Origin of the sequence: Leptospira vanthielii serovar Holland str. Waz Holland = ATCC 700522 (assembly GCF_000332455.1) — a bacterium.
GTDB classification, from domain to species: domain Bacteria; phylum Spirochaetota; class Leptospiria; order Leptospirales; family Leptospiraceae; genus Leptospira_A; species Leptospira_A vanthielii.
Genome location: NZ_AOGY02000065.1, coordinates 198,648 through 225,576 on the forward strand (window position 1 = coordinate 198,648; position 26,929 = coordinate 225,576).

Sequence of the window (26,929 nt, forward strand, 5' to 3'; positions counted from 1 at the left end):
TTAGTATTATGTCGCATAACAGGCGATAGTATGTTGTATGAAAAGGCACATCGGTAACACTTTAGATCACTCACATGGGTTACACTTTTACTGTCACTGGAACGAGGTTTTATCTCTGAAACATATTCTGGCTTTTATAGAAAGTAGGAAAATCTTTCAAAGAGACAATCTGTTGTAAACCTTCCTCTATGGCGGATTGGATACTGTTGGCAATTTTATCTTTTGAATCTGTATCGTCAGCGCTGAAAGGAATGGTCCTAGAGGTGATTTGTTCGGAATGACCTAAAATCCGTTGTGGTTCGCCCGATGCTCCGACCACAACAAATTCAACTATGGAGACGAAAGTTGCATGATGGAATTTTGTTGTTCCTTCTTCGAATTCCAAGGATCTGTCTACTTGCACCTTACGCAAAACAATCGCACCTGGTTCGAGAGGATCGTTCGATTTTAAAGGTGATAAGGAACTTACCGTAAAAAAGCGAGAGCTCGTATTGGAAAAAGACTGGAGTGCAAATTGTCCGATAGAGATTTCATGGGCAGGACCCACTTTCAATACTTTGGTCTCTAGTTCTTGTGCATATTGGAGCCGTAGTGTTTTTTCTGATCTTTCCTCCTGCGGAAGTTCCGTTTGAGAGGAAGTAATACAGTGGACCAATAAAAAAAAGAGTGTAAATGCTAAACGGAATCCAAGTTTCATAGTTAGACCTGAATATCAATGCCACCAAACAACGAGTTTATTGCATCAGGAGTTGTAAAAATCCCTAAAACTTAGGGAATGTTGGCTTTTCTTAAATTTAGAATCCTTTGAAAACGAGATGACTTTTTATTGTTTCTGTTCATGATTCAGAAATCTAGGGTGATCCTTCGAAAGCCCTAGAACAGAAATAAACTTATCTGAAGGAAAATGGTATGAAAATTGCGTATACAATTGTAAGGATTTTGCTTGGAGCATTGTTCTTGTTTTCTTCCGTCGTGATCCTGTTTAATTTGGTAGAACAACCAGAAACGACCGGAAATTTAAAAATATTTAATGATGGAATTAAGGCTTCTGGGTATTTAATGACTCTGATTAAAGTGACAGAGCTTGTGGTGGCCATTGCTTTTTTAACTGGCCGATTTGTTCTATTGGCTTCCATTGTCATTGCACCGATAGCTATCAACATTTTTCTCGTCCACCTAACAATTGCACCAGAAGGATTGCCTGTTGGTATTTTTGTGGTTGTTGCTAACGCATTTCTTGCCTATGTGAATTGGAATGTATACAAACCATTGTTTGTTCCTGTAAACAAATAAATATCTGCTAACTAATCCATACAACCATCACAGACAAAAAATAAACTGTGTTTTGTTTGGGTTATGGTCTGAAATGATAGGGGAGTTTCATTCACCGAACTCCCCTTCTTCCTTATTCAATCTTTATTAAACAGTTTCAAAAAACTGAACTTCTCCAGAGGAAGTATCATAAAATCCTGAGACAATTTTTATCTCCTTGGTTTTCACTTTTTCCGCTAGGTAAGGACTGTGAGTCAGGATCTCCTCGATCGAGTTTTTCACGTTTGCTTTCACCACATGATTGAAGATATGTTCATTTTCTTTTTGGATGGGATGGGTGATTTTTTCCGATGCATCGATTGCTTTTTGGATTTTTTTGGTAACGCTCGCGATGTTACCGTCACGAAGCGCATAGATGGCACTGGAAACTGCCCCACAATTGGAATGTCCAAGCACAACCACAAGTTTTGTTCCAATTTTGTCGCAGGACAACTCTAAACTTCCAAGGATTTCTTCATTGACGATATTACCCGCAATCCGAATCGAAATGATATCTCCAAGACCCGCATCAAAAATAATTTCGGGGCTTGTTCTGGAATCAATACAAGACAATACTACCGCAATGGGATTTTGTCCAAAGGCTGTTGCATTCACTTGGTGTTTGAAATACTTTTCTGACCATTTTCCTTTAACAAACCTTTCATTCCCTCGTTTTAGAAAATCCAAAATTTCGTTTGGAGTCAGTTTTTGTTGGGCTTCTTTGTCTAAAATATTTACAAACTGAACTTGATCACTGAGCTCATACGAATCTTTTAGTCCAATCAAATTCAATTGGATCTTTTTTTCAACAAAGACTACTGTTTTGAATTCTTCCAAAACTTCTAATATATCATGATCAATGAAATTACAATTGGATGCATCCACAATCAGTTTGGAATTTTCAGGGAGTGCCCAAAGTGTATCTTTGATAGAAGCTTTATTTAAAAAAGAAACCTGGTTAGGCAATTCGATCCGAACCGTTTCACCGATATTTAAAGTTTCTGTTTCAACGGAAAATGGGTTTTTATAATTATTTTTTAAGATAAAAATAAAACTGATAGAGAGTCCAATCAGGACTCCTGTTAAAAGGTCAGTGAAGATGATCGCAATGATTGTGGCAATGAAAGGTAAGAATTGATATATCCCCTTTTTGTAAACGGATTGGTAGAGATCTAGTTTGGTCAGTTTAAAACCGGTTACAATTAAGATTACTGCTAAAGAAGATAGGGGAATTAAATTTAAGAAGGATCCAAAGAAAAGAACACTAAGGGACAGTAAAATGCCGTGAAATATTGTTGAAAATTTGGATTCTGCGCCTGCATAGATGTTTACAGAACTTCGAACTATCACAGACGTAATGGGAAGTCCCCCTACTAATCCGGAAAGTGAGTTTCCTATACCTTGAGCCACAAGCTCTCTGTTAGGGGATGCGAGCCTTTTGTGTGGATCAATTCTCTCCACTGCATCTAAATTAAGTAGTGTTTCCAGAGTGGCAAAGGCAGCAATTGTGACGGCAAAATACCAGACATTAGTATTCGTAATTGCCGAAAAATTGGGAAAGAAAAATACAGATTCCCAATTTTTAATACTCGGGATGGATACTAGATGTTTTTGGGAAAGATACCACTGAGGAATGTAATTTTGAAAGAGAGTGTTTAATAAAACACCGAGGAGAATGACAAGGACTGGTGAAGGTAAAAATTTCAAAAGTTTCCATTTTGATTTATCATAACCAACCATTAAGGACAAAGAAGAGACAGCAATAATGACCGCTCCCCAGGAAAAGTATTTTATTATATTGAATAGTTCAGAGAAAGTATTTTCTCCGTCTTTTTGAAAGAAGATAAAGTCCTCTTCTGGATCCACATCAAATCCTACGGCATGGGGAATTTGTTTTAGAATGAGAATGATCCCGATGGATGCAAGTAATCCTTGGATCACGTTAGACGGGATGTAATTTGCAATAAACCCACCGCGTAAAAATCCAATCGCAATCTGAATCAATCCAGCTAATAAAACAGCAAGAAGAAAGGTGCGATAATCGCCAAGGCCTGCAATGGCAGCTAACACCAAAGTGACAAGGCCTGCGGCGGGGCCACTCACACTTGTGTTGGAATGGCTAAGGATTCCGACAACGATCCCTCCAATCACACCTGAGATCACACCTGATAATAAAGGAGCACCACTGGCCAACGCCACTCCCAAACAAAGCGGAAGAGCGACTAAAAATACGACAAGTCCTGAAGGAATATCTTGTTTTAATTTAGAAAACATAAATGTCTGGAAATCTTAAAATCTTAAGCATGTGGTGTCAACCGGAATTGAATGGTTCTAATTTGTTTTGAACAATTGATTCAGGGGAAAAAATTCAGAAAAAAATTGCCAAAAATCATAACCAAACAGTCACGTCATCTAAGTCCTCTTCGCTGATGACATGCCGCATTTGGTCTTCTGTGGTAAAGGAAATGGATTGGATCTGTATAGAAGACCAAAGGTTCGTATACACGAAAGGACCAACGTGACATTTGATGATGACATTTGGTTGAATTTTTTTTTCGATCGAACAAATAAGTTCTGGTGTCTTCTTTTCTTCTGGAATCAAAATTTGTTTCTGTTGGTCTATGGCAAAAAATAAAATCTGAAATTTAGAAATGCTAACGTTTGTTAAGTTTTCTGTTTTGATAAACAGTTGCAATTCTTTTGTATTGATTTTATGGCGGGGGCGGATCGTAACAAGAATCGGTAAGCCTACTTCCTTTAAGTATGTCTTGCGACTATCAGAAAAATTTTCATTTGGTTTGGAGCAAAGAAGGAAAGGAAACCAAAAAAGAACCAAAACCGGAACCCTAATCCATCCAAACAGTCTCCGGACATTCCACTTTCGTTTTCTTAGCAAGATTTAGCAACTATGGCTGGCTTTAGGCCCGGACTCAACCCCTTTTCGGTGACTTGGACCTTCCAGAAATCTATTGAGAAACAAACTCAAATACGCAAGTTTCGGATCGATCAGATTTATGAATTTACGGAAAGTGGAATCTGTCCAAAATTGGACGTAATAGAAAAAATTTACACCTATACTCTATCAGGAGCTCTTCAATGACGTTGAGTCTAGACTTCTTTCAGTCCTCAATTGGAAAGAAGATCATAATGGCCATTACCGGATTTATCTGGTTTGGATTCGTGATCGTTCATATGGTCGGAAACTTACAAGTTTTCCAAGGACCAGAAAAATTAAACACCTACGCAAAGTTTCTTAAGGATTTAGGACCCCTATTATGGGTAGCAAGGATTGGATTGATTGTGGCCTTTTTTGGACACGTATTCACTGCTATCCGCCTAAAAATTGAGAATACAACTGCGAGACCTGTCTCCTATGCGAAAGGTTCCACAATCCAAGCTTCTGTTGCTTCACGCACTATGGCTTATAGTGGACTCCTTCTCCTTACGTTTCTTGTGTATCATCTTGCACATTTCACTTTAGGATTCACTAACCCAGATCATTACACACATGAGTACATTCTCAAAAACGGTGATGTCGTTCACGATGTTTATGCGATGGTAATCCTTGGATTCCAAGATCCTATCATTGCAGGTTCCTACATCGTTTTTATGGTCTTCCTAGCTCTACATTTTTCTCATGCTTTGGGATCCATGTTTCAGACTTTGGGAATCCTTGCACCAAAACACAACCCCACCATCCAGAAACTTTCTACAGGACTTGGCCTTATCATTTTCCTGGGAAATAGTTCGATGCCGATCTCGATTTTACTCGGGTATGTCCGTTAAGGGTTTTTAGGAGAAGTTATGAAATTAGATGCAAAAATTCCGTCGGGTCCCTTAGAACAAAAATGGGACAAACATAAACAAGACATCAAACTTGTAAACCCGGCAAACAAACGTAAGTATAAAGTCATCATTGTAGGAACTGGACTTGCGGGAGCTTCTGCTGCTGCAACACTCTCGGAACTTGGATACCAAGTTTCTGTTTTTTGTTTCCAAGACAGTCCTAGACGTGCCCACTCCATTGCTGCCCAAGGTGGGATCAACGCCGCAAAAAACTACCAAAACGACGGTGACTCCGTATATCGGTTGTTTTACGATACTGTAAAAGGCGGAGACTTCCGCGCAAGAGAAGCAAACGTCTATCGATTGGCCCATGAATCTACGAACATCATTGACCAATGTGTGGCACAAGGAGTTCCTTTTGCTCGTGAGTATGGTGGAACCCTTTCCAACCGGTCTTTCGGTGGAGCGCAAGTATCTCGTACTTTTTATGCAAAAGGTCAAACAGGCCAACAGTTGTTACTCGGTGCTTATTCTGCTTTAGAAAAACAAATCTCTCGTGGTGCAGTAAAAATGTATCCAAGAACGGAGATGTTAGAACTGGTTCTTATTGATGGACATGCCAAAGGAATCGTTGTTCGGGATTTAGTGACTGGTGAGATTTCTTCTCATGCAGGAGATGCGGTGATCCTCGCTTCTGGTGGATACGGAAACGTGTTTTACCTTTCTACCAATGCAAAAGGTTCCAATGTAACGGCTACTTACCGAGCTTACAAAAAAGGTGCCGGATTTGCGAACCCTTGTTATACGCAAATTCACCCCACTTGTATTCCACAAGCCGGAGACTACCAATCTAAATTGACTCTGATGTCAGAATCTCTTCGTAACGACGGACGTGTTTGGGTTCCGAAAAAAAAGGATGACCTACGTGCCCCACACGAAATTCCAGAAGACGAAAGAGACTACTACCTAGAGAGAAAATACCCTTCTTACGGAAACTTAGCACCGAGAGATATCTCCTCTCGATCTGCCAAAGAAGCATGTGACAATGGTCTTGGTGTGGGTCCGAAAGTTGGGGACAAACGTCTCGGTGTGTATTTGGATTTTTCTGATTCCATCAAACGTTTGGGGGAACCTGTGGTTGCGGATCGTTACGACAACCTCTTCCAAATGTATGAACGCATTACTGGTGAAAACCCATACAAAGTGCCTATGCGTATTTATCCTGCCGTTCACTATACGATGGGTGGGCTTTGGGTAGACTACAACCTGATGTCCAATGTCCCTGGACTCCACGTTCTCGGGGAGGCAAACTTCTCTGACCATGGTGCCAACCGACTCGGTGCTTCGGCCCTGATGCAAGGCCTTGCGGATGGATACTTTGTGATTCCTTACACCATTGGTGATTATTTTGCCAAAGAAGGTCATAAAAATATCTCTACCGACAGACCAGAATTCAAAGAAGCAGAGGCCCGTGTACGTGAGATGACAAACAAACTTCTCACGATCAATGGTAAAAAAACTCCAGACGATTTCCATAGAGCTCTCGGTAAAATCATGTGGGACCAGTGTGGTATGGCTCGTAATGAAAAAGGTTTAAAGGACGCTCTGCAAAGAATTCCTGAACTTCGGGAAGAATTCTGGAAAAACGTAAAAGTTGCCGGATCTGGCGCCGAACTCAACCAAGAGTTGGAAAAAGCCGGTCGTGTTGCCGACTACTTAGAGTTTGGTGAACTACTTTGTTTAGATGCACTCAAACGAGAAGAATCTTGTGGAGGTCACTTCCGTGAGGAACACCAAACAGAAGAGGGCGAAGCAAAACGTAACGATGATAAATTCTGCCACGTAACTGCTTGGGAATATAAGGGAGAGGGAAAAGCTCCTGAAGAACACCGCGAAAAACTCGAGTATGAAAACATCCACCTAGCCGTAAGGAGCTACAAATAATGGATAATATGAAGTTACACCTTAAAGTTTGGCGACAAAAAGATAAAAACGATAAAGGTCGTATGGTTAGTTATGAAGCTAACAACATCAGCGAACACATGTCATTTCTCGAGATGTTGGATGTTGTCAACGATGACCTAATCAAAAAGGGCGATGACCCGATCGCTTTTGACCATGACTGCCGCGAAGGAATTTGTGGGGCATGTTCTATGGTGATCAACGGCGTTCCCCATGGTCCTGAAAAAGGAACTACCACTTGCCAGTTGCATATGCGTAAGTTCAAAGATGGTGATACAGTTTATATCGAACCTTGGAGAGCCAAAGCTTTCCCTGTCGCAAAAGATCTAATTGTTGATCGTTCTGCTTTTGATCGGATCATCCAAGCGGGTGGATATGTATCCATCAACACTGGTGGGGCACCGGATGGAAACGCATTGCCAATTCCAAAGGTTGATGCAGACCTTGCGATGGATGCAGCTACTTGTATTGGATGCGGGGCTTGTGTAGCAGCTTGTAAAAATGCCTCTGCGATGCTCTTTGTCTCTGCGAAAGTTTCTCACTTAGCTCTCCTTCCACAAGGGGTTGTTGAGAAAAAAGAACGGGTTCGTAAGATGGTTAGTGCTATGGACAAAGAAGGTTTTGGAAATTGTACAAACCAATACGAATGTGAAGCCGCTTGCCCGAAAGAAATTTCGGTAAACTTCATCACAAAGTTAAACAGAGAGTATATTTCTAGCTAATTATCGTCCCTATCAAAAGGATAGTCACGGAACAACGGTTTTGTGGTAGTAGTTGGAACCCGGTGGAAATACCGGGTTTTTTATTTTAAAATGAAAAATCATCCAATAAAGTAAATAAATCCTTTTTCGAAATAGATTTTTCCGCATTGAAATCTTCCATCAAACTTTGTATCCATTTCGTTTCTTTCCCTCTTTTTGTCCTTCCCTGAATGATGGTTTCTCCCCGAGATTGGATGGCTTTCTGGATAAGAGTTTTGGATTCTACTGGTAACAAATCCCATTTCCCATTTTCCCGAAATTCTTCCTTGGTGAGAAGTAGCGAATACAAACGAAATCGTTCTAAGGCCTGATACTGGTTTGAAAGTTGGTCGTCGTGGCCACCATAACGCACCATTAAATTTTCTTCCAATAATCCGATGGAATGCCCCTTTAGTAAAATCCGATTCCATAAATCATAATCTTCGCATACAGGGAGTTCGGCGCGAAATAGTCCAATGGATTTTAAAGTTTCCCTATGTGCTAAAAAACTAGAACAGGTCACCATACAAATTTCCAATGATTCCTTTAAAAAATTCCCGGCGACTTTTTGATACTTTCCTTTGGGTTCTAAAAGATTTCCCTTTTTATTCCAGACTTCTTTGGTCTGAGAGAATAAATATTCTGGAAAATTTTTGTGGAATTCCATTTGTTTAGTTAGTTTTTCAGGAAACCATTCATCATCCGAATCTAAAAATGTGATCCATTTCCCTTCTGCTTTTTCGATTCCAAAGTTTCTGGCACCACTCACTCCCCTATGTTCTATTTGATGGACTTGGATGGATTTTTGGTTTCTACCAAAGGATGTAAGGTTCTCTTTCCAACTTGGCAATTTCGATAGTAAATCCATCCAGGTTCCGTCTGTGGACCCATCATCAATGATATGGAGTTCCCAATGCGGATAGGTTTGTGCTAAGACTGATTGGATGGCACGTTCTACGACCGATCGGCGATTGAATGTGGGTATGACGATGGAAATAAACGGTCGTTCCATACTTAGCACTCTTCTAAGACCAAATCTAGGTGTTGGATTTGGCCTCCTTGGTGGAGATAAAAAATCGGAATCATTTCTCCTGAGGGAGTGCGTTTCAGGAATTGGTTTTGAACGTGTTTCGAATTGCCATTTTCCCCCATTGGATTTTTTCCTTCTGTGTTTTTTTTATCCAGAGCCTTGGTTGCGGATTCCCTCGAATCCCTCAGCTCTGGGCCAACTAATCGCTGTTCGTATATTTCCCGTAGTATGGAATTAACTGTATTACCACTATACACCGGTTCAAGTAAAATATTTGTATAGCGATAAAACCTTCCAATCCATTCTAATAGTATCTGATTTTTCTTTCCAAATTTTGCAGAGATTTGGTTTGTTATGAGTTGTTCTGAGGGAATGGAGGTGATTGGGAGTCCCAACTGTTTTTGTAAATCGGCCACTTTAGGAATCCACTTTTCTTTCGGTTCTCCCACCATCACTCCCAGTACCAAAATAGAAGTACCTTGAAAGGCATCAAAGGCTGAAAGGAAGGTCGCACCAGAACCAACTTCTAAAACGAGTATGGCTGTTATCATTATAGATTTTTGATTGTTTTGGATTTCGTTTTGATTCGTACTTCGTTTTGTCAAAGTATCTTTCGACTGGTTTGGCGCTTCCTTCTGCGAAGAAAGGAGAAACGAATTTTGTTCTATCTCTACTTTCAATTTTTCCCAAAGGGAATGAAGCCCTGGGATCTGGCCTGGATGGATTCCAAATTCGGGAAGTACAAGTCCCGAATAATCGATCTGTCTATCTAACCAAACTGTATACGCCTCTTTCCTACTCGCATAACATTCGATAGTGTGAGAATGGCCTCGCACCAATTGTTCGTTATAGGTTTTTAATCTGGGATCTCTTGAATAGGCAACTGTGTCCACTTTGATTCCATGTAAGCGGAGGATGTATGTGAAACTGGCCAAATAATTTCCATGAATGGCACCCCATAGAAGGACCGTGTCCATTTGGTTCTCCTTAAGAAAATCCAGAATGCCTATAACCTTTCGCCATTTGGATCCGAGTCCCAATGGAAGTAAGTCATCTCGAAGGAAATAGAGATGGGGAATGGATTGGTCCTTCGGTTTTTTGGAATGGAGCACCTCTGTTTCTAAATGATCGTTTTCGAAGAGGTCGATTCGAACCGTTTCCAATCCACAACGGGGCAGTTCCGATATTTGCAGAGGAAATTCCATGGAAAATTCCGTTTGGTTTTGGTTTTTCAAAAGGTTGATAAGAGAATTTGTATCTTTATGGTTCTTTCGGGTTTTATCATCCATCGAGTTTTTCATCCAAAATTGGAATCTACCAAAGGATTCATTAGTGGAACAAGAAAGAAAGGAGAATGGGGAGGCCAACAAAATTAACGTCTTCCATTCTGCTCAGAGATTCCTGGCAGAATGGACAATGGGCTTTAGTCTCCGGTTTTGAGAATGGAAAGGAAGGCTTCTTGCGGAATTTCCACATTCCCAATTTGTTTCATTCGTTTTTTCCCTTCTTTCTGTTTCTCAAGAAGTTTTTTCTTACGAGAAATATCTCCCCCATAACATTTCGCTGTTACGTTTTTACGAAGGGCAGAAATACTTTCCCGGGCCACCACTTTGGAACCAATTGCTGCTTGCAGTGGAATCATAAATTGGTGACGAGGGATGAGGTCTTTTAGTTTTTCAATGATCACTCGTCCCCGATCTTCAGCTTTGGATTTGTGGACGATGGAGGAAAGGGCATCCACGGGCTCCGCATTCACAAGGATGTCCATCCGCACCAGTTTAGATTCCCGATACCCGACTTCTTCATAATCCAAAGAAGCATATCCTTTGGTATAGGATTTGAGTTTGTCATAGAATTCAAAGATGAGTTCCGCAAGCGGAAGTTCGTAAGTGAGTTGGAGTTTGTCTTTCGAAAGATAAACGGTATCCATATGGATTCCTCGTTTTTCGATCACAAGAGACATGATATTTCCGACGTACGATTCCGGTGCAATGATGGTAGCTTTCACAAATGGTTCTTCTGATTTTCCAATGAGGATGGGGTCAGGCCATTTGCTCGGGTTATCCACTTCGATCACTTCGTCTTTTGTAGTATGGATGCGAAATTTAACCGATGGTGCTGTGGTAATGAGGGCTAAATTAAATTCCCTTTCTAGTCTCTCCTGGACAATTTCCATATGAAGAAGGCCGAGGTAACCCACACGAAAACCAAATCCTAGGGCTGCGGAATTTTCTCTTTCAAACGTTAGCGCAGAATCGTTTAACTTTAGTTTTTCGATGGCATCCACGAGCGCATCAAAGTCTTCTCCGTTAATCGGAAAAAGACCAGCAAACACCATAGGTTTTGCATCTTTAAACCCTTTGACATCTTCCGCTGTTTGTCTGTTGGCAATGGTGATGGTATCTCCCGTTTTGGCATCTCCCATCTTTTTCATACCAGCGACGACATACCCTACATCTCCGGCTTGTAATTCTTCACAAGGAACCATGGAGAGACGATTGATCCCGACTTCTGTGACTGGAAACTGACGGCCAATATGCATCATATGGATCGTCTCCCCTTTCCGGAGTTTTCCATCAAACAGACGAACTTTGGCAACCACACCCATATAAGTGTCAAAGAAGGAATCATAAATGAGTGCCTTCAGAGGAGCATCCACATCCCCCACTGGTGGAGGGAGTAAATAACAAATGGCTTCCAATACTTCTTGTACATTCAGTCCTGTTTTTGCAGAAATAGGAATCGCTTCTTCGGGATTCAGTCCAAGGGACTCTTCTATCATCAATTTACATTTGTCAATATCCGCAGAAGGTAGATCGATTTTATTAATAACGGGTATTATGCGAAGATTTAAATCCATCGCTAGATATAAATTGGCTAAGGTTTGGGCTTCCACTCCTTGGCTTGCATCGACTATCAGCAAAACCCCTTCACAAGCGGCAAGAGAACGGGACACTTCGTACGTAAAGTCCACGTGGCCTGGGGTATCAATTAAATTCAGGTGATAGACATTTCCATCTTTGGCTACATAATCAAAAGATGCATTATTGGCTTTGATCGTGATTCCACGTTCCCGTTCAATATCCATGGAATCCAGGATTTGGTTCTTTTGAGTCCTTTTGTCCGTGACAAGACCAATCTCAAGCAAACGATCCGCCAGAGTGGATTTTCCATGGTCGACATGGGCGATAATGGAAAAATTGCGGGTGAATTTTTGGCGTTCGTTCACGGTTCCCTCTTCTTTTTAAGTCATTTTCCTGGAACAAGGCTCTTTGTCGAAAAAGTTTATTGTCAGAGGCTTAAAATTCCTAAGACTGGGAGGAAATTATCCCTTAGGAGAAACAATTCCCGATGTCCCAAAAAGATAGCATTCGTTCCGTCAAAGCCCGTGAAATCATGGATTCCAGAGGAAATCCAACCGTTGAAGTGGATGTCACTCTAGAAGACGGTTCCTTTGGTCGTGCGGCGGTTCCCTCCGGTGCATCAACAGGTGAACACGAAGCGGTAGAACTTCGTGATGGCGATAAAAAAAGATACTCCGGAAAAGGTGTACTAAAAGCCGTAGAAAATGTAAATTCTAAAATCTCAAAATCCATTCTTGGACTTTCGGCAACCAACCAACTCCTAATCGATGGAACCATGATCTCCCTTGATGGAACAGCCAATAAATCCAAGTTAGGTGCCAATGCACTTCTCGGAGTTTCTATGGCTACAGCGAAAGCAGCAGCAGTCCATGCAGGTCTTCCCCTTTACCGTTATATTGGGGGAACTTTTGCTCGTGAACTTCCCGTTCCCATGATGAATATCATCAATGGTGGGGCTCACGCAGACAACAATATCGACTTTCAAGAATTTATGATCCTTCCTGTATCGGCTCCAAACTTCCGCGAAGCCCTTCGTATGGGTGCCGAAGTTTTCCATAGCCTAAAGTCCGTTTTAAAAGGGAAAGGTCTGAATACCGCTGTCGGTGATGAAGGTGGATTTGCTCCTAACCTAACAAGCAATAGCGAAGCGATTGAAGTCATCCTCACTGCGATCGAAAAGGCTGGTTACAAACCAGATCTAGACATCAAAATTGGTTTGGACTGTGCCGCTTCCGAGTTCTACGATGAGAAGAAAAAGAAATACGTTCTCAAAGCGGAGAAAAAACCAGAGAAGACTGCCGAAGAACTTGTAGAATACTACTCAAATTTAGTGTCAAAGTATCCGATCATTACCATGGAAGACGGTCTGGATGAAAACGATTGGACAGGCTGGAAAAAACTTTCCGAAAAACTGGGGAAAAAGATCCAACTTGTGGGGGATGATTTGTTCGTAACCAATATCAAAAAACTCGCAAAAGGGATCGAAAAAGGGATTGGTAACTCCATTCTCATCAAAGTGAACCAAATCGGAACTCTCACAGAAACCCTCAGTGCGATCGAAATGGCGAAAAAAGCCCAGTATACAGCTGTTGTTTCCCATAGATCGGGAGAAACGGAAGATGCGACCATTTCTCACATTGCTGTCGCCACCAATTCCGGTCAGATCAAAACAGGATCACTCAGCCGAACCGACAGGATCGCCAAATACAACGAACTCCTTCGTATCGAAGAAGAACTCGGTAAAAATGCAACTTATAGCGGAGTAAACACTTTTTACAACTTAAGGTAATATGACACCAACGAAAGCCTCCCTACTTGTAATGTATATTTGTGCTGGTCTCTATCTTGGACTTTTGTCCGAGTCAGGGATCGCCGAACGTATGCGCCTTGAGAAAGAATTACAAAATCTCAATGCCGAGGTAGAGAGGCTTGTGGTAGAAAACCAAGGGTTGGAAGAAAAAGAACGCCGCCTCAAAAATGATGCTTATGCCTTAGAACAGGAAGCAAGGAAGTACTATCTACTTTCTGAAACTGCTCATGTATTGAAATTCGAAGAAATGCCTTCGCCTTTGACGCAAAAAACAAAAGCCCTTCCGGCTTCCCTGCAAACGGCAGGGCTTGGTGCGGAATGGAAGGAGCCTCCGCTCTTTTTGTTACGTTTCTTTTTTATTTCTTTCAGTGTTTTCCTGATTCTAGGCGTTTACTTCAAGCTGAAACGCTTGCCTCATACGTCTAAACAGGAAAGACTGAATTAATATGCCAGAAGAAGAAACACCAGATAAAGAAATCTCAGAAACCATCCAAGATCTCATTAGCGACAAAAACATGGGAAAGAAGTTCCTGGAAAAAAGGAAAATCTTTCTCTGGGGTCCGGTCACTGACGAATCCTCCAAGGAATTAACTGCCAAACTCATGTATTTGGAAATGGCAGATCCTGGAAAACCAATCACGTTTTATATCAATAGCCCCGGTGGTGTGGTTACCTCTGGCCTTGTTGTCTATGACACTATGCAAATGATCTCCTCACCGGTTCATACAGTATGTATGGGAATGGCAGCATCTATGGGTTCAATTTTACTCATTGGCGGAAAAAAAGGAAATCGTTACATTTGGCCCAATGGTCGAGTGATGATCCACCAACCTTCCATTGGCGGACAAATCCAAGCTCCTGCAACGGATTTACTCATCCATGCTCAGGACATTGTCAAAACCAAAGAAAAACTCAATCAAATGTTAGCGGATGCTTGTGGCAAATCCTACGAACAATTGGTGGAAGACACCGATCGCGATTATTATATGGACGCCGAACAAGCATTAGCTTACGGAATCGTGGATAAAATCGTAAACACAATTGACGTCGTCTAACAGAGAGTTTAAACCTAGAAGATTTTTAGAAGGTAGACATTTACAAACTGTCTACAATGTACTTTTTCCTCCAGACAATTCGTTGGAGGATGAGTATTATTCAGAGAGTATCCTCATTCCCACAAACGATAAGTCTGGGGATATCCTTTGGTTAGAACACAATCCTCCTCTCTCACAAGTCCGTAAAAATGCATCCAAATGGAACGGGTATTACCTACTTCTCATTCATGGAATGGAAGGGAGTACTGAATCCCATTATATGGTCAGTGCCGGCAAAGAAGCATTGAATCGTGGTTATGGAGTGGTTCGAATGAATTTGCGAAACTGCGGTCGGGGACTTGGACTTGCTAGAAAACCTTACAATGCCGGCCAATCGGAAGATATAGAGACCGTATTACAATACATATATAAACATTTCACCAAATCCATTTTTGTCTCAGGGTTTTCTTTGTCGGCAAATATGGTGGTGAAGTTTTTTGGGGAAAAAAGACAACATTATGCGAAAGGTTTTTCTGCCACCTCCCCTCCTTTGGATTTAAAACGCAGTTGTGACTTTATTGATTCTCGTGCAGGAAATTTTTATCGGGATCATTTTTTGGATACCATGAAAGAAAAGGTAACTTCCGGGATTTATGATATCCCAGATAAAATCAAAGAACGAGTGCTTCGCAGTAAGTCTTTTTTTGATTTTGATGATTTTTTTACAGCACCAATTGCTGGTTATACGAATGTTTTAGAATACTACAATATCTGTTCAGGGCTTAAATACTTAGGTGGAATCAAAATTCCAGGCCTACTTGTCCATGCCGATGATGATCCGGTTGTCCCTTCGGAAGTATGGCATGAGATTCGTTGGAATTCATTTCCTCTTTTGCAAACAGTGCTTACGGAAAAAGGGGGGCATGTGGGTTTTATCAGCGACACCTCTCCAGACAATCCAGAAGGAAGATGGCTTCCTCGCATTTTACTCGATTTTTTTGATTCGCAAATCAAATAACATAACAATAACTAAAATAGAAGGTAAGGGCTAATGCGTAACCTATTAAAAGAATGTTTGGCCGAAGAGTCCGGATTTGTGGAACTAAGATTCCACCATAAAGAGAGTCGTTCCTTTCATGCAGAAAGAGGACGAGTGGAGTCCACGGCCCTTCGGAAACGAACAGGAGTTGGGGTGCGAGTGCTCGAAGCAGGCACTTGGGGATTTGCATCGACAAGTGAAATTTCAAAATCATCCATCCAAAATGCCATCCAAGTTGCAAAAAAAGCCGCTCGCCTATCCTCTGCTTTGCGAAAAGACAAAATTCCAAACCTACCCAAAGCCAACTTTGCCATTGGCGATTTTATTGGAAAAGGGATCGAAGATTTTCGCATTCGCACTGTGGAAGAAAAATTGAAACTAGTCCTTGATATCCAAAATGCAGCCGCCAAACAGTCGGCAAAACTCCAATCAGTCGGTTGCGGATATTCAGAAATTTATGAAGAAAAAGCCATCGTCACAACAGATGGGGCTGATAGTTTTTTTAGTATGGTCAGGCCTGAATTTCGAGTCTCTGCCGTTGCCAAAGAAGATGGAAAAATGGAATCGGGATCTCATTCCATTGGAGTGACTGGAGGTTGGGATTGTCTTTTTCGTTCTCAGTCGGCCACAGAGATTTCTGAAGAAGCCTGTAAAACTGCTGTGGATTTACTCTCCAGTGTTTTACCGGACGGGGGACTTTCGACTGTCATCCTTTCCCCGTCCATTGTAGGTCTTCTTGTGCATGAGGCCATTGGTCATACGGTGGAGGCCGATTTTGTTCTCTCGGGTTCAGTGGCCCAAGGGAAAATGGGGCAACGTGTCGGCTCCGATCTCGTGACGTTATGCGACTCCGGATTTTCTGAATACTATGAAGGTGCCGGTGGGTCGATTCCGGTAGACGATGAGGGCCTTCTTCCCACAAACACAGTCATCATTAAAAATGGAATTTTGACTTCTTATTTGCATAACAGAGAAACCGCAGAACGATTTGGGGTGGCACCGACCGGATCGGCAAGGGCTTGGGAGTATGGGGATGTTCCTCTCATCCGTATGCGTAATACCTTCCTGGTTCCTGGGGATTCCAGCTTGGACGAAATGATCGCAAACACCAAAGACGGATACTATTTGGATGGGGCTAAAAACGGACAGGCAGATGCCACGGGTGAGTTTATGTTTGCCGTCCAAAAGGCCTACCGAATCCAAAATGGTAAAATCACAGATCTTTTGAAAGGGGTCACAGTATCGGGACTTGCCTTTGATGTATTACAAAATGTAGATATGGTTTCCAAAGAATTTAAATGGGATTTGGGATCAGGTCACTGCGGCAAAGGCCAACCAGCAAAAGTCGATGCGGGTGGTCCTTATGTTCGAACCAAAGTATTGCTAGGTGGTAAATAATGGATCGTTCAGCTATTGAAAAACGGTTAGACGGACAAAAAGAACTACTTTCCGGACTTGTTAAAAAAGCAAAATCAAATGGAATCGACCAGGTGGAAATTTATTCCAGTTATGGTTACTCAGAAGATGTCAGTTTAGAAAAAAATGACTTAAACAACTGTACGGCAACAGAAGAGAATATGTTTGGAATTCGTGTGATCACCGAAGGAAACCAAGGTTTTATCATCTCCAATCATATTCCGAGTTTATACGAGTCCATTGAAGAAGCCTATAGCCTCGCCAAAAGCCAGTCCACTCCCGATTTTGATTTGGGTTTGCCGGAACCAGAAACCATTTCCAGCCATTTCAATCAGTATGATCTTTCTTTGGATACGATGGGAATTGAAGACTTAGTGGCCACTGCCAAAGAAGCCCTTGGTTGGAGAAATGATTTATATTCCAAAGTCAATATTGACTCAGGAGATTTTTCGCTTAGCAAGGGTTATAAACTCATCGTATCCTCCAAGGGTGTGATGGCCCATGAACTTGGGGCCGAACTTTCTGCCTCAGTGATGGGGATGGGTGTGGACGGGGATCTTGTCGGAAGTTTTGATTATGATTCTGCCAGTGGATTTAATAAAGACCAATTCCATTCCCTTTGGAAAAAGGCTTTTACAAACTTTGGGGATAAATGTATGGGTGCCCTATATGCAAAACCTATCTCTGGATTCCAAGGAAAAGTTTTACTTCCACCTGAGGCAGTGTATTCTTTTTTTCTAGGCCTCTTTATTGGTTCATTAAATGGAACAAGCCTACGAAAAGGAAAATCGAAAATGGCAGGAAAACTGGAAGAGAAGGTCGCCTCTTCCCTGTTATCGATTTGGGATGATCCAACGAACGATCGTTTTATGGGATCGACCGGATTTGATAGAGAAGGCCTCCCTACTTCTAAAAAACCCATCCTAACCGATGGAGTTTTACATACTTACTTTTACAATACCTATGAAGCCAAAAAAGCTGGCCTAACCAAATCCAATGGTTGTGCTACGGGAGGCGCCCAAAGTCTACCTGGTTGCGGACCGAAACAATTACAAATTGCCCCTGGCTCTTCTTCTAAGGATGAGTTTTTTAAACTTCCAGGGAAAACTTTATTTGTGAACCGAATCTCGGGAACTAAAGACGGAGCATCTGGTGATTTTTCAGGAGTGATCAAAGGCGGATACGTCATAGAGAAAGGTGAAAAGATTCCGGTCAGGGAAGTCCAAATTGTGGGGAATGCTTTTGATGCATTGAACCAAATTGAAGCCATCTCCAAAGAGGGTGAACTTTTGGGTGAGTCGTCTTTTGTTCCTTATATGCTTCTGGATGGATTTACAATCACAGGGGTTACGGAAAACTAAGGTTATGCCACAAGAGTTTTTAGAAAGGCCACCCGGTGCTTCCTTTTTTCTCATCCTCTCTTACGAAAAAGAGGATATACTATTTGAATTGAAAGTAATGGCGGAAAAACGTTTTTCTAAAATACTCTATGAGTCTGTCCTTCTTCCCAAATGGACTCCTGATGAAACAGAGAGGGAATTTGCCTATCCTGGGCGATGGACCAAAGTCCTTTCCTTCAAACAAAGGATTCACAGAGAAGAACTTGTGGAGAAAAAGAAAGAATGTTTGGAATTCCAATCTCTCTTGCAAAAAAAGGATCAGAGTGTTCTTTTGATTCCTGGATACGTAACTTCGCATAACATTGTGATTGCGAAGTCAAAGGATGATTTCCATAGAACTTATTTATTCCAAGGGGTCTACGGCGAAACCGTGTATCATTTTTCGAGAGGCCAACTAGTCGTTCCGAACACGACACAAAGTTATTTTCGGGAAAAGGATGTTAGTTATTTTTTTAATACACTCAGAGAATCCTATGAATTCAATAAATTCAAATCCTGATTGTAATCTTGATTCCCATGTTCCCGTGGTAAAATCAGTCATTAGCGCCAGTAAGGCGAATTTTCTGAATTTTGCATTTAGAATTTCCCCTCTTCTTTATCCTATTATGTTTGTTTTGATTTTTGGTATCTCTTTATTTACCTTGGGGTGCCATACGGAACAGGCACAATCCTTTCAGTTTTGCGATAATTTTAATGAACCTTTGGATTGTACAGAACCCAAAACAGAAAGAGATACAGTATTTCTGGACCAAAAGTTGTTTAAAAAAGAAAATCCGACTTACGAGGATTTTGGTAACTTTTTGTATTTCACTGCAAGAGAAACCCCGGGTTTTCGCTTAGTGCTCACAAAACCATTCAATGGGATAGAAAAACAAACCTTTCGCTCTGAATATATTGCCTATTTAAAGTATGGAAATTCTACCGAAAGAATGGAAGGAAACTTATTCCAAAACAAAATTGTAGTCTCTTTTCATTATTTGGGTGCACTTTTGAAAGAAGAGTTCCGTCATAAGGGAATTGATAAGTCTCCCTTTCAACTGGAAGCTCTCGGCCCCATTCTTTTGGAATACAAAGTGGTTGTTCCAGGGATGGAACCAATCACCAAACAAAGAACTGTCGAACTTCGCTGGAAATAACTCTCTAAAGTTTGGTTAGTCATGGATTGGAATTAGGAATGGCCCACTGTTTTCAATCAACAGAAAGCCACTGAATCCGGACGTTACTTTTGAATGTAAAGCGCCTGGGGATCGAAGAAAAAATCCATAGGTGTGTAATCCAAATACAATAAGGAAAGCACTGAAAGTACTACAGCTCCCACAACGGGAATGAGAAGGTTGTCATCAACGAGTCCCTTTGCTGTTGTATTTGCAAAAAACTCAGTGATACAAGCGGCAACCACAGAGAAGAAAACAATAACAATAGGTGTCCACAAAAGTTCTGTTTGTGGACCGGTGATGGCAAGAAAACTTCCTGGATGAGACTTTGTAATGAGAAAGAGGGCCAGAACGGAGAAAAGAAAGGCGGGAACTAAAAACCCCACAATACCTTCTAAGGATTTCCCATTATAGAATCTATGTTTGCCATACTTACTACCAATAAAAGCAGCAAAAGGATCCCCTATCACTAAAAACAAAATGGCAAGGATGGCAATCTCTGCGGGGAAGAACAAAACAACGATTAGATTGGCAAAAAAATAAGGAACTGTTCCGTTGAACCTTTGTCTTTCGGATTCTTTCATTAAGAAACCAAAGTATTTATAAAAGAAGTTTTCAAAACCAGAATGGTTTAGCCGAACCAGTTCTAATACAAAGAGAGCCACGAGAAGTGCGGCAAGTAATGTAACAAGGATGGCCCGTGTTGCATATACGAGACCAAAGGCATCAAGGAAGGGATCAAAAAATAGTGTCACGGGAATGAAAAGCCCGAGCACATGCCAAATTTTACGGAAAAAATTAAATCCTGAATTCACGGTTTACCTACTTGGTCTTGAGGCCATTTTGAACGCAGCCTCTTCATTGTTAGCGATGGGAAATAAATTACGAACTCCTGCCATTAAAAATGCTTGTCTAACACTTAACGGCAGATTGACTAAGATGATTTTATGTTTGTGCAGGAAGGCCTCTTCGCTGAGGGTTTTGAAAGCGGTGATTCCTTGGGTAGTCACCATATTCAATTCTTCTAGATCCAAAATGACAGATCCATGTTTTAGAGAATTAAGTACAGATTTGATGCATTTCTCCGCAGTGAAGTTATTTAGATTTCCCTGCAATTTGGTAACATATACAGTATCAATTTTTTCAGTGGAAACAACTAAATCGTCTAGGCTCATAAATTTTGCTATTTTTCTTATTTCATTCTTGCACTCTATTGCAAGTAAATAAAACTTTTGGAAGGAGTGGTGTTTGAAGGTAACTGTTGCCCATTTATACAAAAAACTGGAAGAACTGGATCGAGATGTCGTAGAATTGAAAAAATTGACGGATCGGCTTGCTTCGGACAGGGAATATTCCCCCATTCTCAAAGAAACGTTTTTATCTGAGATGCATAAATTAGAGGACCAAAAATCAGAGATCCTCAAATTGAATGTTGCCAGTTCACTGCCTTTGGCTAAAAAAACTGCAGTTGGTCCAGAGAAAACAATCCCAACCCCCCCACAAGTTTTGGAACCGAAAAAGTCGGAAAAACCAGTTCGCAAATATTAAACAATACTGAAAATAGACAAGGAAATCCAATGAATCTAAACAAATTTCTCACTCTGGGTGTTATACTCGGTTTGACTTTCGTATCACTCATCAATTGCTCCAAGGATTCTGAAATCCTCGCGACGTTTGATGGTGGAACTGTAACTCGCAAAGAAATGAACTTTGTGATTGAAGCTTCCAAACGAGGCAATGCAGAACCACAACCCATTAGTGCTGACATCCAAGCAAAAATTTTAGAAAGTATCGCTTTGGAAAAAATCTTATTAAAAGATGCAATCTCCGCTAAAAAAGTGGCTGAAGCTGACGTGCAAAAAATTGAATCTCTTGTGAATCAATTTTTGAAACTTAACGTTTATATGCGCGAGTATGTAAAAAATGGTTTAAAAGAAAAACCGTTAGAGTTTGTGAATCTTCAATTAGCACTAGTTCGTGGTGAAGATGAAGCTGCTAACTTAAAAAAAGCAGAAGAACTCGCAAACAAATTGAATTCCTTATCTAATAAAGAAATTGCTGAAGAAATTTCTAAAGTCACAGAAGATATCACAAGAAGACCGATTGCTGGAAAATTAGAACCTTTTTGTACAAACTGTGCAGAAACGCCATTGGAAGACATTCTAACGGAAGTGAAGAAGGCAAAAAGAGGAACTTTTATTTCTTATGCGAAAGCAGGAGAAGGAAGGATTGCTTATGTGGTTCGTTCCACAGGAACTGAAAAAGTTCACCCAGAGAGACTAAAAAAATACTTCACTTCCATTTTTGATGATTTTAAAAAGGAAGCTACTGAATACGGTAAAACCCATGATGATGCGGACACAAAAGCATCTGTTGCCTATTTTACTGACGGAGAATCGGCTGACAAAGCCAACCAGTTTGCTTCTCATACCATGAAAGAATATGAACAAGGTCTCTATCAAAAAGAACTGAAAAAAATCACTGAAGAAAGTGGAATCACTGTCGCAAACTTACCACGTTTTTCTGGTCCTACGGACATCGATCCAAAGATCTTTACACCAGACTATGCATTGTATTCCACTCGAGATGGAAAAACATACTCTTGGAAGGATTTGACTATTGAATTTGAAGCCATTCCCAGTATTCTGAAACAAGATTACAAGGATGAAAAATCCAAAACTTGGGATATGCTGAATTTATTCCAGTCCACCATCCTCCAAGGGAAAATTGCAGAAACTTCGGACCGTGTGCAAGACGTTGGTTCAGAAATTGGATATTTAATGCAAATGGATAAAATGAAGGTTTCTTTGGCGTTAAAATCACTACAAGATGAAATCAAAGCCATTCCTGTGACTGTGACCGAAACTCAAATGAGAGATGCCTATGAAGCAGGTAAATTGTATGCTTACGCTGACCAAGACCCGAAAAACCCACAGAATCGCATTCCTAAGCCTTATCCGGCTGTTCGTGATAGGATCAAATCGGAAATGGAAGGTGCCCAAAGGAATTCATTTATTGAACAGAAAGTGTCTGGGCTAAAAACCACTTACAATTTGGTCATTGCCGCTGATCGTCTAAAGGAAGTTACATTATAGTCCCATTCAAGTTTTAGGGTATGGCAAAATTTTTTTATTGAATTTTGCCATATTTGACATATTCTGACTGTTAGGGGGGATAAATGAACAATCACATTTACATGCTTCGAAAGAAGAGAGGTATCAAACAGTACGATATGGCAAGGGCACTGGGAGTTTCTCCGAGTTACCTATCCAAAATTGAGACTGGAGCCCAAGATCCGACTGAAAAATTTAAGTCGTCTTGTGCAAAGTATATCAAAACCTCTGTTGATAAACTTTTCAACGACAGCGCTGTGGAAGACATCTACCCTGAGTTTTCCAATGGATTGAAAAACAAACTTTGGGCAGTCAGACGTGAGTTAGGAATCAAACAATACGATTTCGCTAAGAAATTGAAAGTTTCCACTCCGTTTTTGTCAAAAGTAGAACTTGGACTTTTGGAACCACCGGAAGATTTTAAGAATCTGGTCTCCAAAGTTCTGAAAATGGAAAAAAACGAGCTATTTCTCGGCTAATTTGAAAAATACCAAAGCAAGGCTCAAAGCCTTGCTTTTTCTCATCCCTTTACAAAAAGATTTTGTCACATAATTCCTAATACATTCAATAGTCCTTGATGAAAGATAGACAAGTGGAACACCACGATGGCTGGGCCAGTCGTATAGGATTGATATTGGCTGTGGCAAGTGGTGCGATTGGACTTGGAAATTTTTTACGGTTCCCGGGGCAAGCTGCACAAAATGGTGGCGGCGCCTTTATGGTTCCGTACATCATTAGTTTCCTCATTCTAGGAATTCCTGTATGTTTAGCCGAGTGGACCATGGGTCGCATGGGTGGCAAACACGGCCACAGCACACCTTTTATTTTTCGTGAGTATCTAAAAGGATTTCCACTCAAACTTTCCGGGACCATTGGTGTGATGATTCCTGTGATGATTTATGTATACTATGTATTCATTGAATCTTGGTGTTTGGCTTATGCGTATTACTTTCTTACAGGTCAAATGTCCCTGAATGCTTCTACCCAAGATGAGATGACAAAACAGGCTTCGACCTTTTTTTTACACCTAACTGGTGCGGATGCCAACGGTTCTAGTTTTCAATCTCCAATCATTGTATTTTTTCTCCTCTGTGTTTTGTTTAATTTTTTACTAGTTTATCGTGGCCTTTCGAAAGGGCTCGAAGCCTTTGCAAAAATTGCCATGCCCCTTATGGGAATTTGTGCTACCATCATCCTTATTCGTGTGCTTACCATTCCTGGTATTGAATCGGGACTTGCAGTTATGTGGAACCCCGATTGGTCTAAACTGACCCAACCTAAAGTATGGATCAGTGCCGCTGGACAAATTTTCTTTTCCTTATCGACTGGATTTGGGATCGCCCTTGTGTTCTCTAGTTTTTTAAAGAAAAAAGATGATGTTGTACTTTCTAGTCTTTCTTCTGCTTCTTTGAATGAATTCGCAGAAGTTGTGTTTGGTGGTATGATCACCATTCCTGTTGCTTTTTTGTTTTTAGGAATGCAAGCCACTTCTTTTGGAACTTTTGGAATGGGTTTTATCGCCCTGCCTTCTGTTTTTGGGATGATGCCTGGTGGGGATTTTTTTGGTGGGTTGTGGTTCTTTGTGTTATTCCTTGCTGCCATTACTTCTTCGGTAACCATGTTGCAACCTGGGATCCTATTTTTAGAGGAAGGGTTCCATGTGGGTCGGCGTAAGTCTTCCTTAATATTATTCCTATTTACCTTCCTTCTGTGCCTCCCTATTATTTATTTTAACAAAGATTTTGCGGCTCTGGACATTGCAGATTTTTACATAGGGACCATTATGATTTATATTCTGGCTTCCATCCAAATTTTTATTTTTGTTTTCAAAATTGGAGTGGAGAAAGGTGTGAAGGATGCCAATGAAGGAAGTCTTATCCCCTTTCCTAAGTCCATTCAGTTTGTATTAAAATACATTACTCCTTGGTTTCTATTATTTATCTTCGTTTCTTTTTGTTATATGAACCTGCCTGAATATTTGGATAAAATGAATCCAGAAGTGATGGGACTCCTTGCTGAAAACAAAGGAGAAAATGTTGAAGATGCTAAAACAAAGGCCACAGTGGCTCGTTCGGTAGTGATTGGATTGTTTTTGATCTACGGATTTATTTATATATTAGTTTCTAAAGCACTGGATCACAAAAAGGATAAGGTTGTTATATGATTTCATCCGGCGAACTCAATTGGCAAGGGATACTCATTATGACAATCTCTCTTGTTTCCGTGATTAGTTTGACTGTGGCGTGTATTATTCTTCTTTTTCGTAACAGGCATTAAGGATTGGACGTACAAGCAGTTTTTACAAACAAACTTCCTAAACTTTGGAAGGATTATGAAGTTCGAAAAGAACAAATGGATATGGCCACCTCCATTGAATCTGCTTTTAATACGGGTTCCCATTGGGCGATTGAAGCAGGAACCGGTGTCGGAAAGTCCCTTGCCTATTTGATTCCGAGCGCACTATTCTCTTTAGAAAACGAATGTACTGTGGTTGTTTCCACTGAGACCAAATCTTTACAGGACCAACTATTATATAAAGATATCCCGCTTGTTTCTGAGGCTTTGGGAGTTCCTGTCAATGCGATGGTGGCTCTTGGTGCCAGCAACTATCTTTGCAAACGTAAATACAATCGAGTGATGGAACGGGGGGATTTTGGTCCAGAAATGGAATCTTCCCTGCAATACTTTGTGAACTGGGAGAAACAAACCACAGCCGGAATCCGCGCGGAATACGATGGTTTTATATCCAATTCCTTTTGGAACTCCGTGTCTAGAGAGTCTGACAACTGTTTGGGGAGAAATTGCCCTAACTTCAGTTCCTCTTATTATTTTTTAGAAAAAGAAAAGTGGAAAAAAGCAAATATTCTAATTGTAAACCACCACCTTCTCGCAAGCCACTTGGCAGGTGATTTCAAAATCCTTCCTCCTTTTTCTCAACTTGTCATTGATGAAGCCCATGCTTTTCCTGAAATTGTAGGTCGGGCATTTGGTTCTGAAATTCGTTATGACCTGCTAATGAATTTATTGCATTATCTCTACTTTCCTGAGAAACGGACAGGTCTTGTTTTAAAACTTAAAAACAGCGAAAAAATCATAAAGTCTGTAGAGGCTTCTATTGGTTATGCGAATGATTTGTTTCGTATGTTACTTTCTGCCATTCCTTTACAATTCAACCAGTTTTCCACACGTCACACGGAACGGCTCAAATTAGACAATGGAGCTTTAGAAGATACTCTAGCAGACCTGGCTTCTCAGTTAGAAAGCCTCCTTACTAAGTATAAAAAAGACAGTGAGGATATGGAAGAGAAGGAAATGGCTCTAGGCCTTGAGATGGTTTCAGGAAACCTAAAAAAAGCCTCATCATTTCTCAATGACTTCCGGTTGAAAACCAATCCTAATTTGGTGTTTTGGATTGAACCTCCTCCCCAGTCTTCGAAAGATCCATTTTATTATTTATTCTCCCAACCGAAAAATACAGACGAGATCTTGGCAAACACTCTATTTCCCAATATGGATTCTGTGGTGATGACATCGGCGACCCTTTCCCCAACTGCGGGGAATTTTCAGTATTTTTTGAAGGAAGTGGGAACCACAGAAGTTAAAACCAAAACATTGGCTTCTCCATTTTCGTATAACACTCATTCGCTTTTGTTTGTACCAAAACAAGTGGCAGATCCAGTCCAAGACCCAAAACGCAATAAAACGGATCTTTCGTATTGGATCACACGTCTTCTCAAACTTTCCGAGGGGGATGCTTTTGTATTATTTACATCCAATAAACTTTTGTCAGAACTCTATGAAGAACTTAAAAACCAAGTTCCTTATCCGATTTTTTCCCAAACAGAACTGGGGCCAATCGCCGCCAAACGTGAGTTTCTTGCTAATGAAAAAAGTGTGTTATTTGGAGTGTCTAGTTTTTGGCAGGGTGTAGACATTAAAGGTGACAAACTCAGAAATGTGATTGTGACCAAACTTCCCTTCCAAGTTCCTACAGAACCTGTTTTACAAGCCAAGATGGAAGATATGGAAAAAAAGGGTAAAAGTCCGTTTTGGGAAATGCAGGTTCCAAAAACTTGTTTATTACTAAGGCAAGGGTTTGGGCGTCTCATCCGTTCTCAGTCGGACACAGGGATGGTGAGTATCCTTGATCCCAGGGTGCATACAAAGTCCTATGGAAAAAACGTCTTGCAAAGTCTTCCGAAAGGAGTTCCCCTCATAACGGAATTCAACGAATTGGAAAGAAAATTCAAACTTTTGCCGAAGTCTTAAT

General features: G+C 40.9%; 25 protein-coding genes. 17 read left to right on the top strand and 8 right to left on the bottom strand.

The window, feature by feature from the left end; genetic code table 11:
- Window positions 1-109 precede the first annotated feature (109 nt).
- Window positions 110-697 carry a hypothetical protein gene (locus tag LEP1GSC199_RS15900; protein ID WP_002987374.1) on the bottom strand — a complete coding sequence of 196 codons (588 nt, stop codon included), beginning with the start codon at window positions 695-697 and terminating at the stop codon, window positions 110-112.
- Window positions 698-909: 212 nt separating this feature from the next.
- Between LEP1GSC199_RS15900 and LEP1GSC199_RS15905 the strand changes: the two genes are divergently transcribed.
- Complete coding sequence (locus tag LEP1GSC199_RS15905; RefSeq protein WP_002987051.1) at window positions 910-1,293, top strand: DoxX family membrane protein; 384 nt, start codon at window positions 910-912, stop codon at window positions 1,291-1,293.
- Between the two features lie 126 nt (window positions 1,294-1,419).
- Here LEP1GSC199_RS15905 and LEP1GSC199_RS15910 read toward each other — a convergent pair whose 3' ends face one another.
- Both LEP1GSC199_RS15910 and LEP1GSC199_RS15915 read right to left on the bottom strand, forming a co-directional pair.
- A complete protein-coding gene (locus tag LEP1GSC199_RS15910) occupies window positions 1,420-3,585 on the bottom strand; it encodes a SulP family inorganic anion transporter (RefSeq protein ID WP_002986935.1) in 2,166 nt (721 codons plus the stop codon).
- Window positions 3,586-3,700: 115 nt separating this feature from the next.
- Window positions 3,701-4,147, bottom strand: a complete 447-nt coding sequence (locus LEP1GSC199_RS15915; protein WP_002987370.1) for a hypothetical protein — start codon at window positions 4,145-4,147, stop codon at window positions 3,701-3,703.
- Window positions 4,148-4,407: 260 nt separating this feature from the next.
- Here LEP1GSC199_RS15915 and LEP1GSC199_RS15925 point away from each other — a divergent pair, with 260 nt between their 5' ends.
- Genes LEP1GSC199_RS15925 through LEP1GSC199_RS15935 form a run of 3 tightly spaced genes read left to right on the top strand, consistent with a single transcriptional unit; the run spans window position 4,408 to window position 7,781 of the window.
- Window positions 4,408-5,097: a succinate dehydrogenase cytochrome b subunit gene (locus LEP1GSC199_RS15925; RefSeq protein WP_039927075.1), complete on the top strand. Its 690-nt coding sequence runs from the start codon at window positions 4,408-4,410 to the stop codon at window positions 5,095-5,097.
- Window positions 5,098-5,115: 18 nt separating this feature from the next.
- Window positions 5,116-7,041, top strand: coding sequence for a fumarate reductase/succinate dehydrogenase flavoprotein subunit (locus LEP1GSC199_RS15930; protein ID WP_002986988.1), 1,926 nt, complete (start codon window positions 5,116-5,118; stop codon window positions 7,039-7,041).
- Window positions 7,042-7,049: 8 nt separating this feature from the next.
- Entirely contained in the window at window positions 7,050-7,781 is a 732-nt protein-coding gene (locus tag LEP1GSC199_RS15935) for a succinate dehydrogenase/fumarate reductase iron-sulfur subunit (RefSeq protein ID WP_039927125.1), read from the top strand.
- A gap of 85 nt (window positions 7,782-7,866) precedes the next feature.
- Here LEP1GSC199_RS15935 and LEP1GSC199_RS15940 read toward each other — a convergent pair whose 3' ends face one another.
- From LEP1GSC199_RS15940 to lepA, 3 genes are all read right to left on the bottom strand, one after another.
- Complete coding sequence (locus tag LEP1GSC199_RS15940; RefSeq protein ID WP_002987246.1) at window positions 7,867-8,811, bottom strand: glycosyltransferase family 2 protein; 945 nt, start codon at window positions 8,809-8,811, stop codon at window positions 7,867-7,869.
- A gap of 2 nt (window positions 8,812-8,813) precedes the next feature.
- Window positions 8,814-10,118 (bottom strand): hypothetical protein, encoded by a 1,305-nt coding sequence (locus tag LEP1GSC199_RS15945; RefSeq protein ID WP_232420809.1) that lies wholly within the window; start codon window positions 10,116-10,118, stop codon window positions 8,814-8,816.
- 134 nt (window positions 10,119-10,252) lie between these two features.
- Entirely contained in the window at window positions 10,253-12,058 is a 1,806-nt protein-coding gene (gene lepA / locus LEP1GSC199_RS15950; RefSeq protein WP_002987183.1) for a translation elongation factor 4, read from the bottom strand.
- Between the two features lie 122 nt (window positions 12,059-12,180).
- On the opposite strand from lepA, the gene eno reads away from it, so the two are divergent.
- From eno to LEP1GSC199_RS15990, 8 genes are all read left to right on the top strand, one after another.
- The gene (gene eno / locus LEP1GSC199_RS15955; RefSeq protein ID WP_002986939.1) at window positions 12,181-13,482 is read left to right on the top strand and encodes a phosphopyruvate hydratase; all 1,302 of its coding nucleotides are present in this window, start codon (window positions 12,181-12,183) and stop codon (window positions 13,480-13,482) included.
- A gap of 1 nt (window position 13,483) precedes the next feature.
- The gene (locus LEP1GSC199_RS15960) at window positions 13,484-13,948 is read left to right on the top strand and encodes an FtsB family cell division protein (protein WP_002987015.1); all 465 of its coding nucleotides are present in this window, start codon (window positions 13,484-13,486) and stop codon (window positions 13,946-13,948) included.
- A gap of 1 nt (window position 13,949) precedes the next feature.
- On the top strand, window positions 13,950-14,558 hold the full coding sequence (locus LEP1GSC199_RS15965) for a ClpP family protease (protein ID WP_002974223.1): 609 nt from the start codon (window positions 13,950-13,952) through the stop codon (window positions 14,556-14,558).
- Entirely contained in the window at window positions 14,545-15,555 is a 1,011-nt protein-coding gene (locus LEP1GSC199_RS15970; RefSeq protein WP_039927079.1) for a YheT family hydrolase, read from the top strand. The genes LEP1GSC199_RS15965 and LEP1GSC199_RS15970 overlap by 14 nt, the downstream gene beginning before the upstream one ends.
- 33 nt (window positions 15,556-15,588) lie before the next feature.
- Complete coding sequence (locus tag LEP1GSC199_RS15975) at window positions 15,589-16,974, top strand: TldD/PmbA family protein (protein WP_002987075.1); 1,386 nt, start codon at window positions 15,589-15,591, stop codon at window positions 16,972-16,974.
- Entirely contained in the window at window positions 16,974-18,353 is a 1,380-nt protein-coding gene (locus LEP1GSC199_RS15980) for a TldD/PmbA family protein (protein WP_002986973.1), read from the top strand. The genes LEP1GSC199_RS15975 and LEP1GSC199_RS15980 overlap by 1 nt, the downstream gene beginning before the upstream one ends.
- A gap of 4 nt (window positions 18,354-18,357) precedes the next feature.
- On the top strand, window positions 18,358-18,891 hold the full coding sequence (locus LEP1GSC199_RS15985; RefSeq protein ID WP_002987296.1) for a DUF4416 family protein: 534 nt from the start codon (window positions 18,358-18,360) through the stop codon (window positions 18,889-18,891).
- 106 nt (window positions 18,892-18,997) lie between these two features.
- Entirely contained in the window at window positions 18,998-19,528 is a 531-nt protein-coding gene (locus LEP1GSC199_RS15990) for a hypothetical protein (protein WP_002986946.1), read from the top strand.
- An 83-nt stretch (window positions 19,529-19,611) separates the two neighbouring features.
- Here the strand turns inward: LEP1GSC199_RS15990 and LEP1GSC199_RS15995 are convergent, their stop codons facing one another.
- Together LEP1GSC199_RS15995 and LEP1GSC199_RS16000 are read right to left on the bottom strand one after the other, a co-directional pair.
- Window positions 19,612-20,361, bottom strand: a complete 750-nt coding sequence (locus LEP1GSC199_RS15995; RefSeq protein ID WP_002987240.1) for a diacylglycerol/polyprenol kinase family protein — start codon at window positions 20,359-20,361, stop codon at window positions 19,612-19,614.
- 3 nt (window positions 20,362-20,364) lie between these two features.
- Window positions 20,365-20,721 (bottom strand): STAS domain-containing protein, encoded by a 357-nt coding sequence (locus tag LEP1GSC199_RS16000; RefSeq protein WP_039927084.1) that lies wholly within the window; start codon window positions 20,719-20,721, stop codon window positions 20,365-20,367.
- Between the two features lie 73 nt (window positions 20,722-20,794).
- On the opposite strand from LEP1GSC199_RS16000, the gene LEP1GSC199_RS16005 reads away from it, so the two are divergent.
- The 5 genes from LEP1GSC199_RS16005 to LEP1GSC199_RS16025 all read left to right on the top strand — a co-directional run bounded on the left by LEP1GSC199_RS16005 (window position 20,795) and on the right by LEP1GSC199_RS16025 (window position 26,928).
- Window positions 20,795-21,094 carry a hypothetical protein gene (locus LEP1GSC199_RS16005; protein WP_002987341.1) on the top strand — a complete coding sequence of 100 codons (300 nt, stop codon included), beginning with the start codon at window positions 20,795-20,797 and terminating at the stop codon, window positions 21,092-21,094.
- Between the two features lie 29 nt (window positions 21,095-21,123).
- Complete coding sequence (locus tag LEP1GSC199_RS16010; protein ID WP_002987213.1) at window positions 21,124-22,641, top strand: LIC12015 family putative lipoprotein; 1,518 nt, start codon at window positions 21,124-21,126, stop codon at window positions 22,639-22,641.
- Window positions 22,642-22,742: 101 nt separating this feature from the next.
- Window positions 22,743-23,138, top strand: coding sequence for a helix-turn-helix domain-containing protein (locus LEP1GSC199_RS16015; RefSeq protein WP_039927087.1), 396 nt, complete (start codon window positions 22,743-22,745; stop codon window positions 23,136-23,138).
- 98 nt (window positions 23,139-23,236) lie between these two features.
- A complete protein-coding gene (locus tag LEP1GSC199_RS16020) occupies window positions 23,237-24,823 on the top strand; it encodes a sodium:neurotransmitter symporter family protein (protein WP_039927089.1) in 1,587 nt (528 codons plus the stop codon).
- A gap of 116 nt (window positions 24,824-24,939) precedes the next feature.
- The gene (locus tag LEP1GSC199_RS16025) at window positions 24,940-26,928 is read left to right on the top strand and encodes an ATP-dependent DNA helicase (protein ID WP_002987073.1); all 1,989 of its coding nucleotides are present in this window, start codon (window positions 24,940-24,942) and stop codon (window positions 26,926-26,928) included.
- The last annotated feature ends 1 nt before the right edge of the window (window position 26,929 follow it).

Bases quoted from the DNA above. Each gene is read 5' to 3' on its own strand.
- eno (WP_002986939.1), top strand. From the start codon at position 12,181: ATGTCCCAAAAAGATAGCATTCGTTCCGTCAAAGCCCGTGAAATCATG.
- LEP1GSC199_RS15905 (WP_002987051.1), top strand. From the start codon at position 910: ATGAAAATTGCGTATACAATTGTAAGGATTTTGCTTGGAGCATTGTTC.
- LEP1GSC199_RS15900 (WP_002987374.1), bottom strand. From the start codon at position 697: ATGAAACTTGGATTCCGTTTAGCATTTACACTCTTTTTTTTATTGGTC.
- LEP1GSC199_RS16010 (WP_002987213.1), top strand. From the start codon at position 21,124: ATGAATCTAAACAAATTTCTCACTCTGGGTGTTATACTCGGTTTGACT.
- LEP1GSC199_RS15910 (WP_002986935.1), bottom strand. From the start codon at position 3,585: ATGTTTTCTAAATTAAAACAAGATATTCCTTCAGGACTTGTCGTATTT.
- LEP1GSC199_RS15945 (WP_232420809.1), bottom strand. From the start codon at position 10,118: ATGGATGATAAAACCCGAAAGAACCATAAAGATACAAATTCTCTTATC.
- LEP1GSC199_RS16015 (WP_039927087.1), top strand. From the start codon at position 22,743: ATGCTTCGAAAGAAGAGAGGTATCAAACAGTACGATATGGCAAGGGCA.
- LEP1GSC199_RS15935 (WP_039927125.1), top strand. From the start codon at position 7,050: ATGAAGTTACACCTTAAAGTTTGGCGACAAAAAGATAAAAACGATAAA.
- LEP1GSC199_RS15985 (WP_002987296.1), top strand. From the start codon at position 18,358: ATGCCACAAGAGTTTTTAGAAAGGCCACCCGGTGCTTCCTTTTTTCTC.
- LEP1GSC199_RS15975 (WP_002987075.1), top strand. From the start codon at position 15,589: ATGCGTAACCTATTAAAAGAATGTTTGGCCGAAGAGTCCGGATTTGTG.
- LEP1GSC199_RS15925 (WP_039927075.1), top strand. From the start codon at position 4,408: ATGACGTTGAGTCTAGACTTCTTTCAGTCCTCAATTGGAAAGAAGATC.
- LEP1GSC199_RS15930 (WP_002986988.1), top strand. From the start codon at position 5,116: ATGAAATTAGATGCAAAAATTCCGTCGGGTCCCTTAGAACAAAAATGG.
- LEP1GSC199_RS15940 (WP_002987246.1), bottom strand. From the start codon at position 8,811: ATGGAACGACCGTTTATTTCCATCGTCATACCCACATTCAATCGCCGA.
- LEP1GSC199_RS15960 (WP_002987015.1), top strand. From the start codon at position 13,484: ATGACACCAACGAAAGCCTCCCTACTTGTAATGTATATTTGTGCTGGT.
- LEP1GSC199_RS15990 (WP_002986946.1), top strand. From the start codon at position 18,998: ATGTTTGTTTTGATTTTTGGTATCTCTTTATTTACCTTGGGGTGCCAT.
- LEP1GSC199_RS15965 (WP_002974223.1), top strand. From the start codon at position 13,950: ATGCCAGAAGAAGAAACACCAGATAAAGAAATCTCAGAAACCATCCAA.
- LEP1GSC199_RS16020 (WP_039927089.1), top strand. From the start codon at position 23,237: ATGAAAGATAGACAAGTGGAACACCACGATGGCTGGGCCAGTCGTATA.
- LEP1GSC199_RS15980 (WP_002986973.1), top strand. From the start codon at position 16,974: ATGGATCGTTCAGCTATTGAAAAACGGTTAGACGGACAAAAAGAACTA.
- LEP1GSC199_RS16000 (WP_039927084.1), bottom strand. From the start codon at position 20,721: ATGAGCCTAGACGATTTAGTTGTTTCCACTGAAAAAATTGATACTGTA.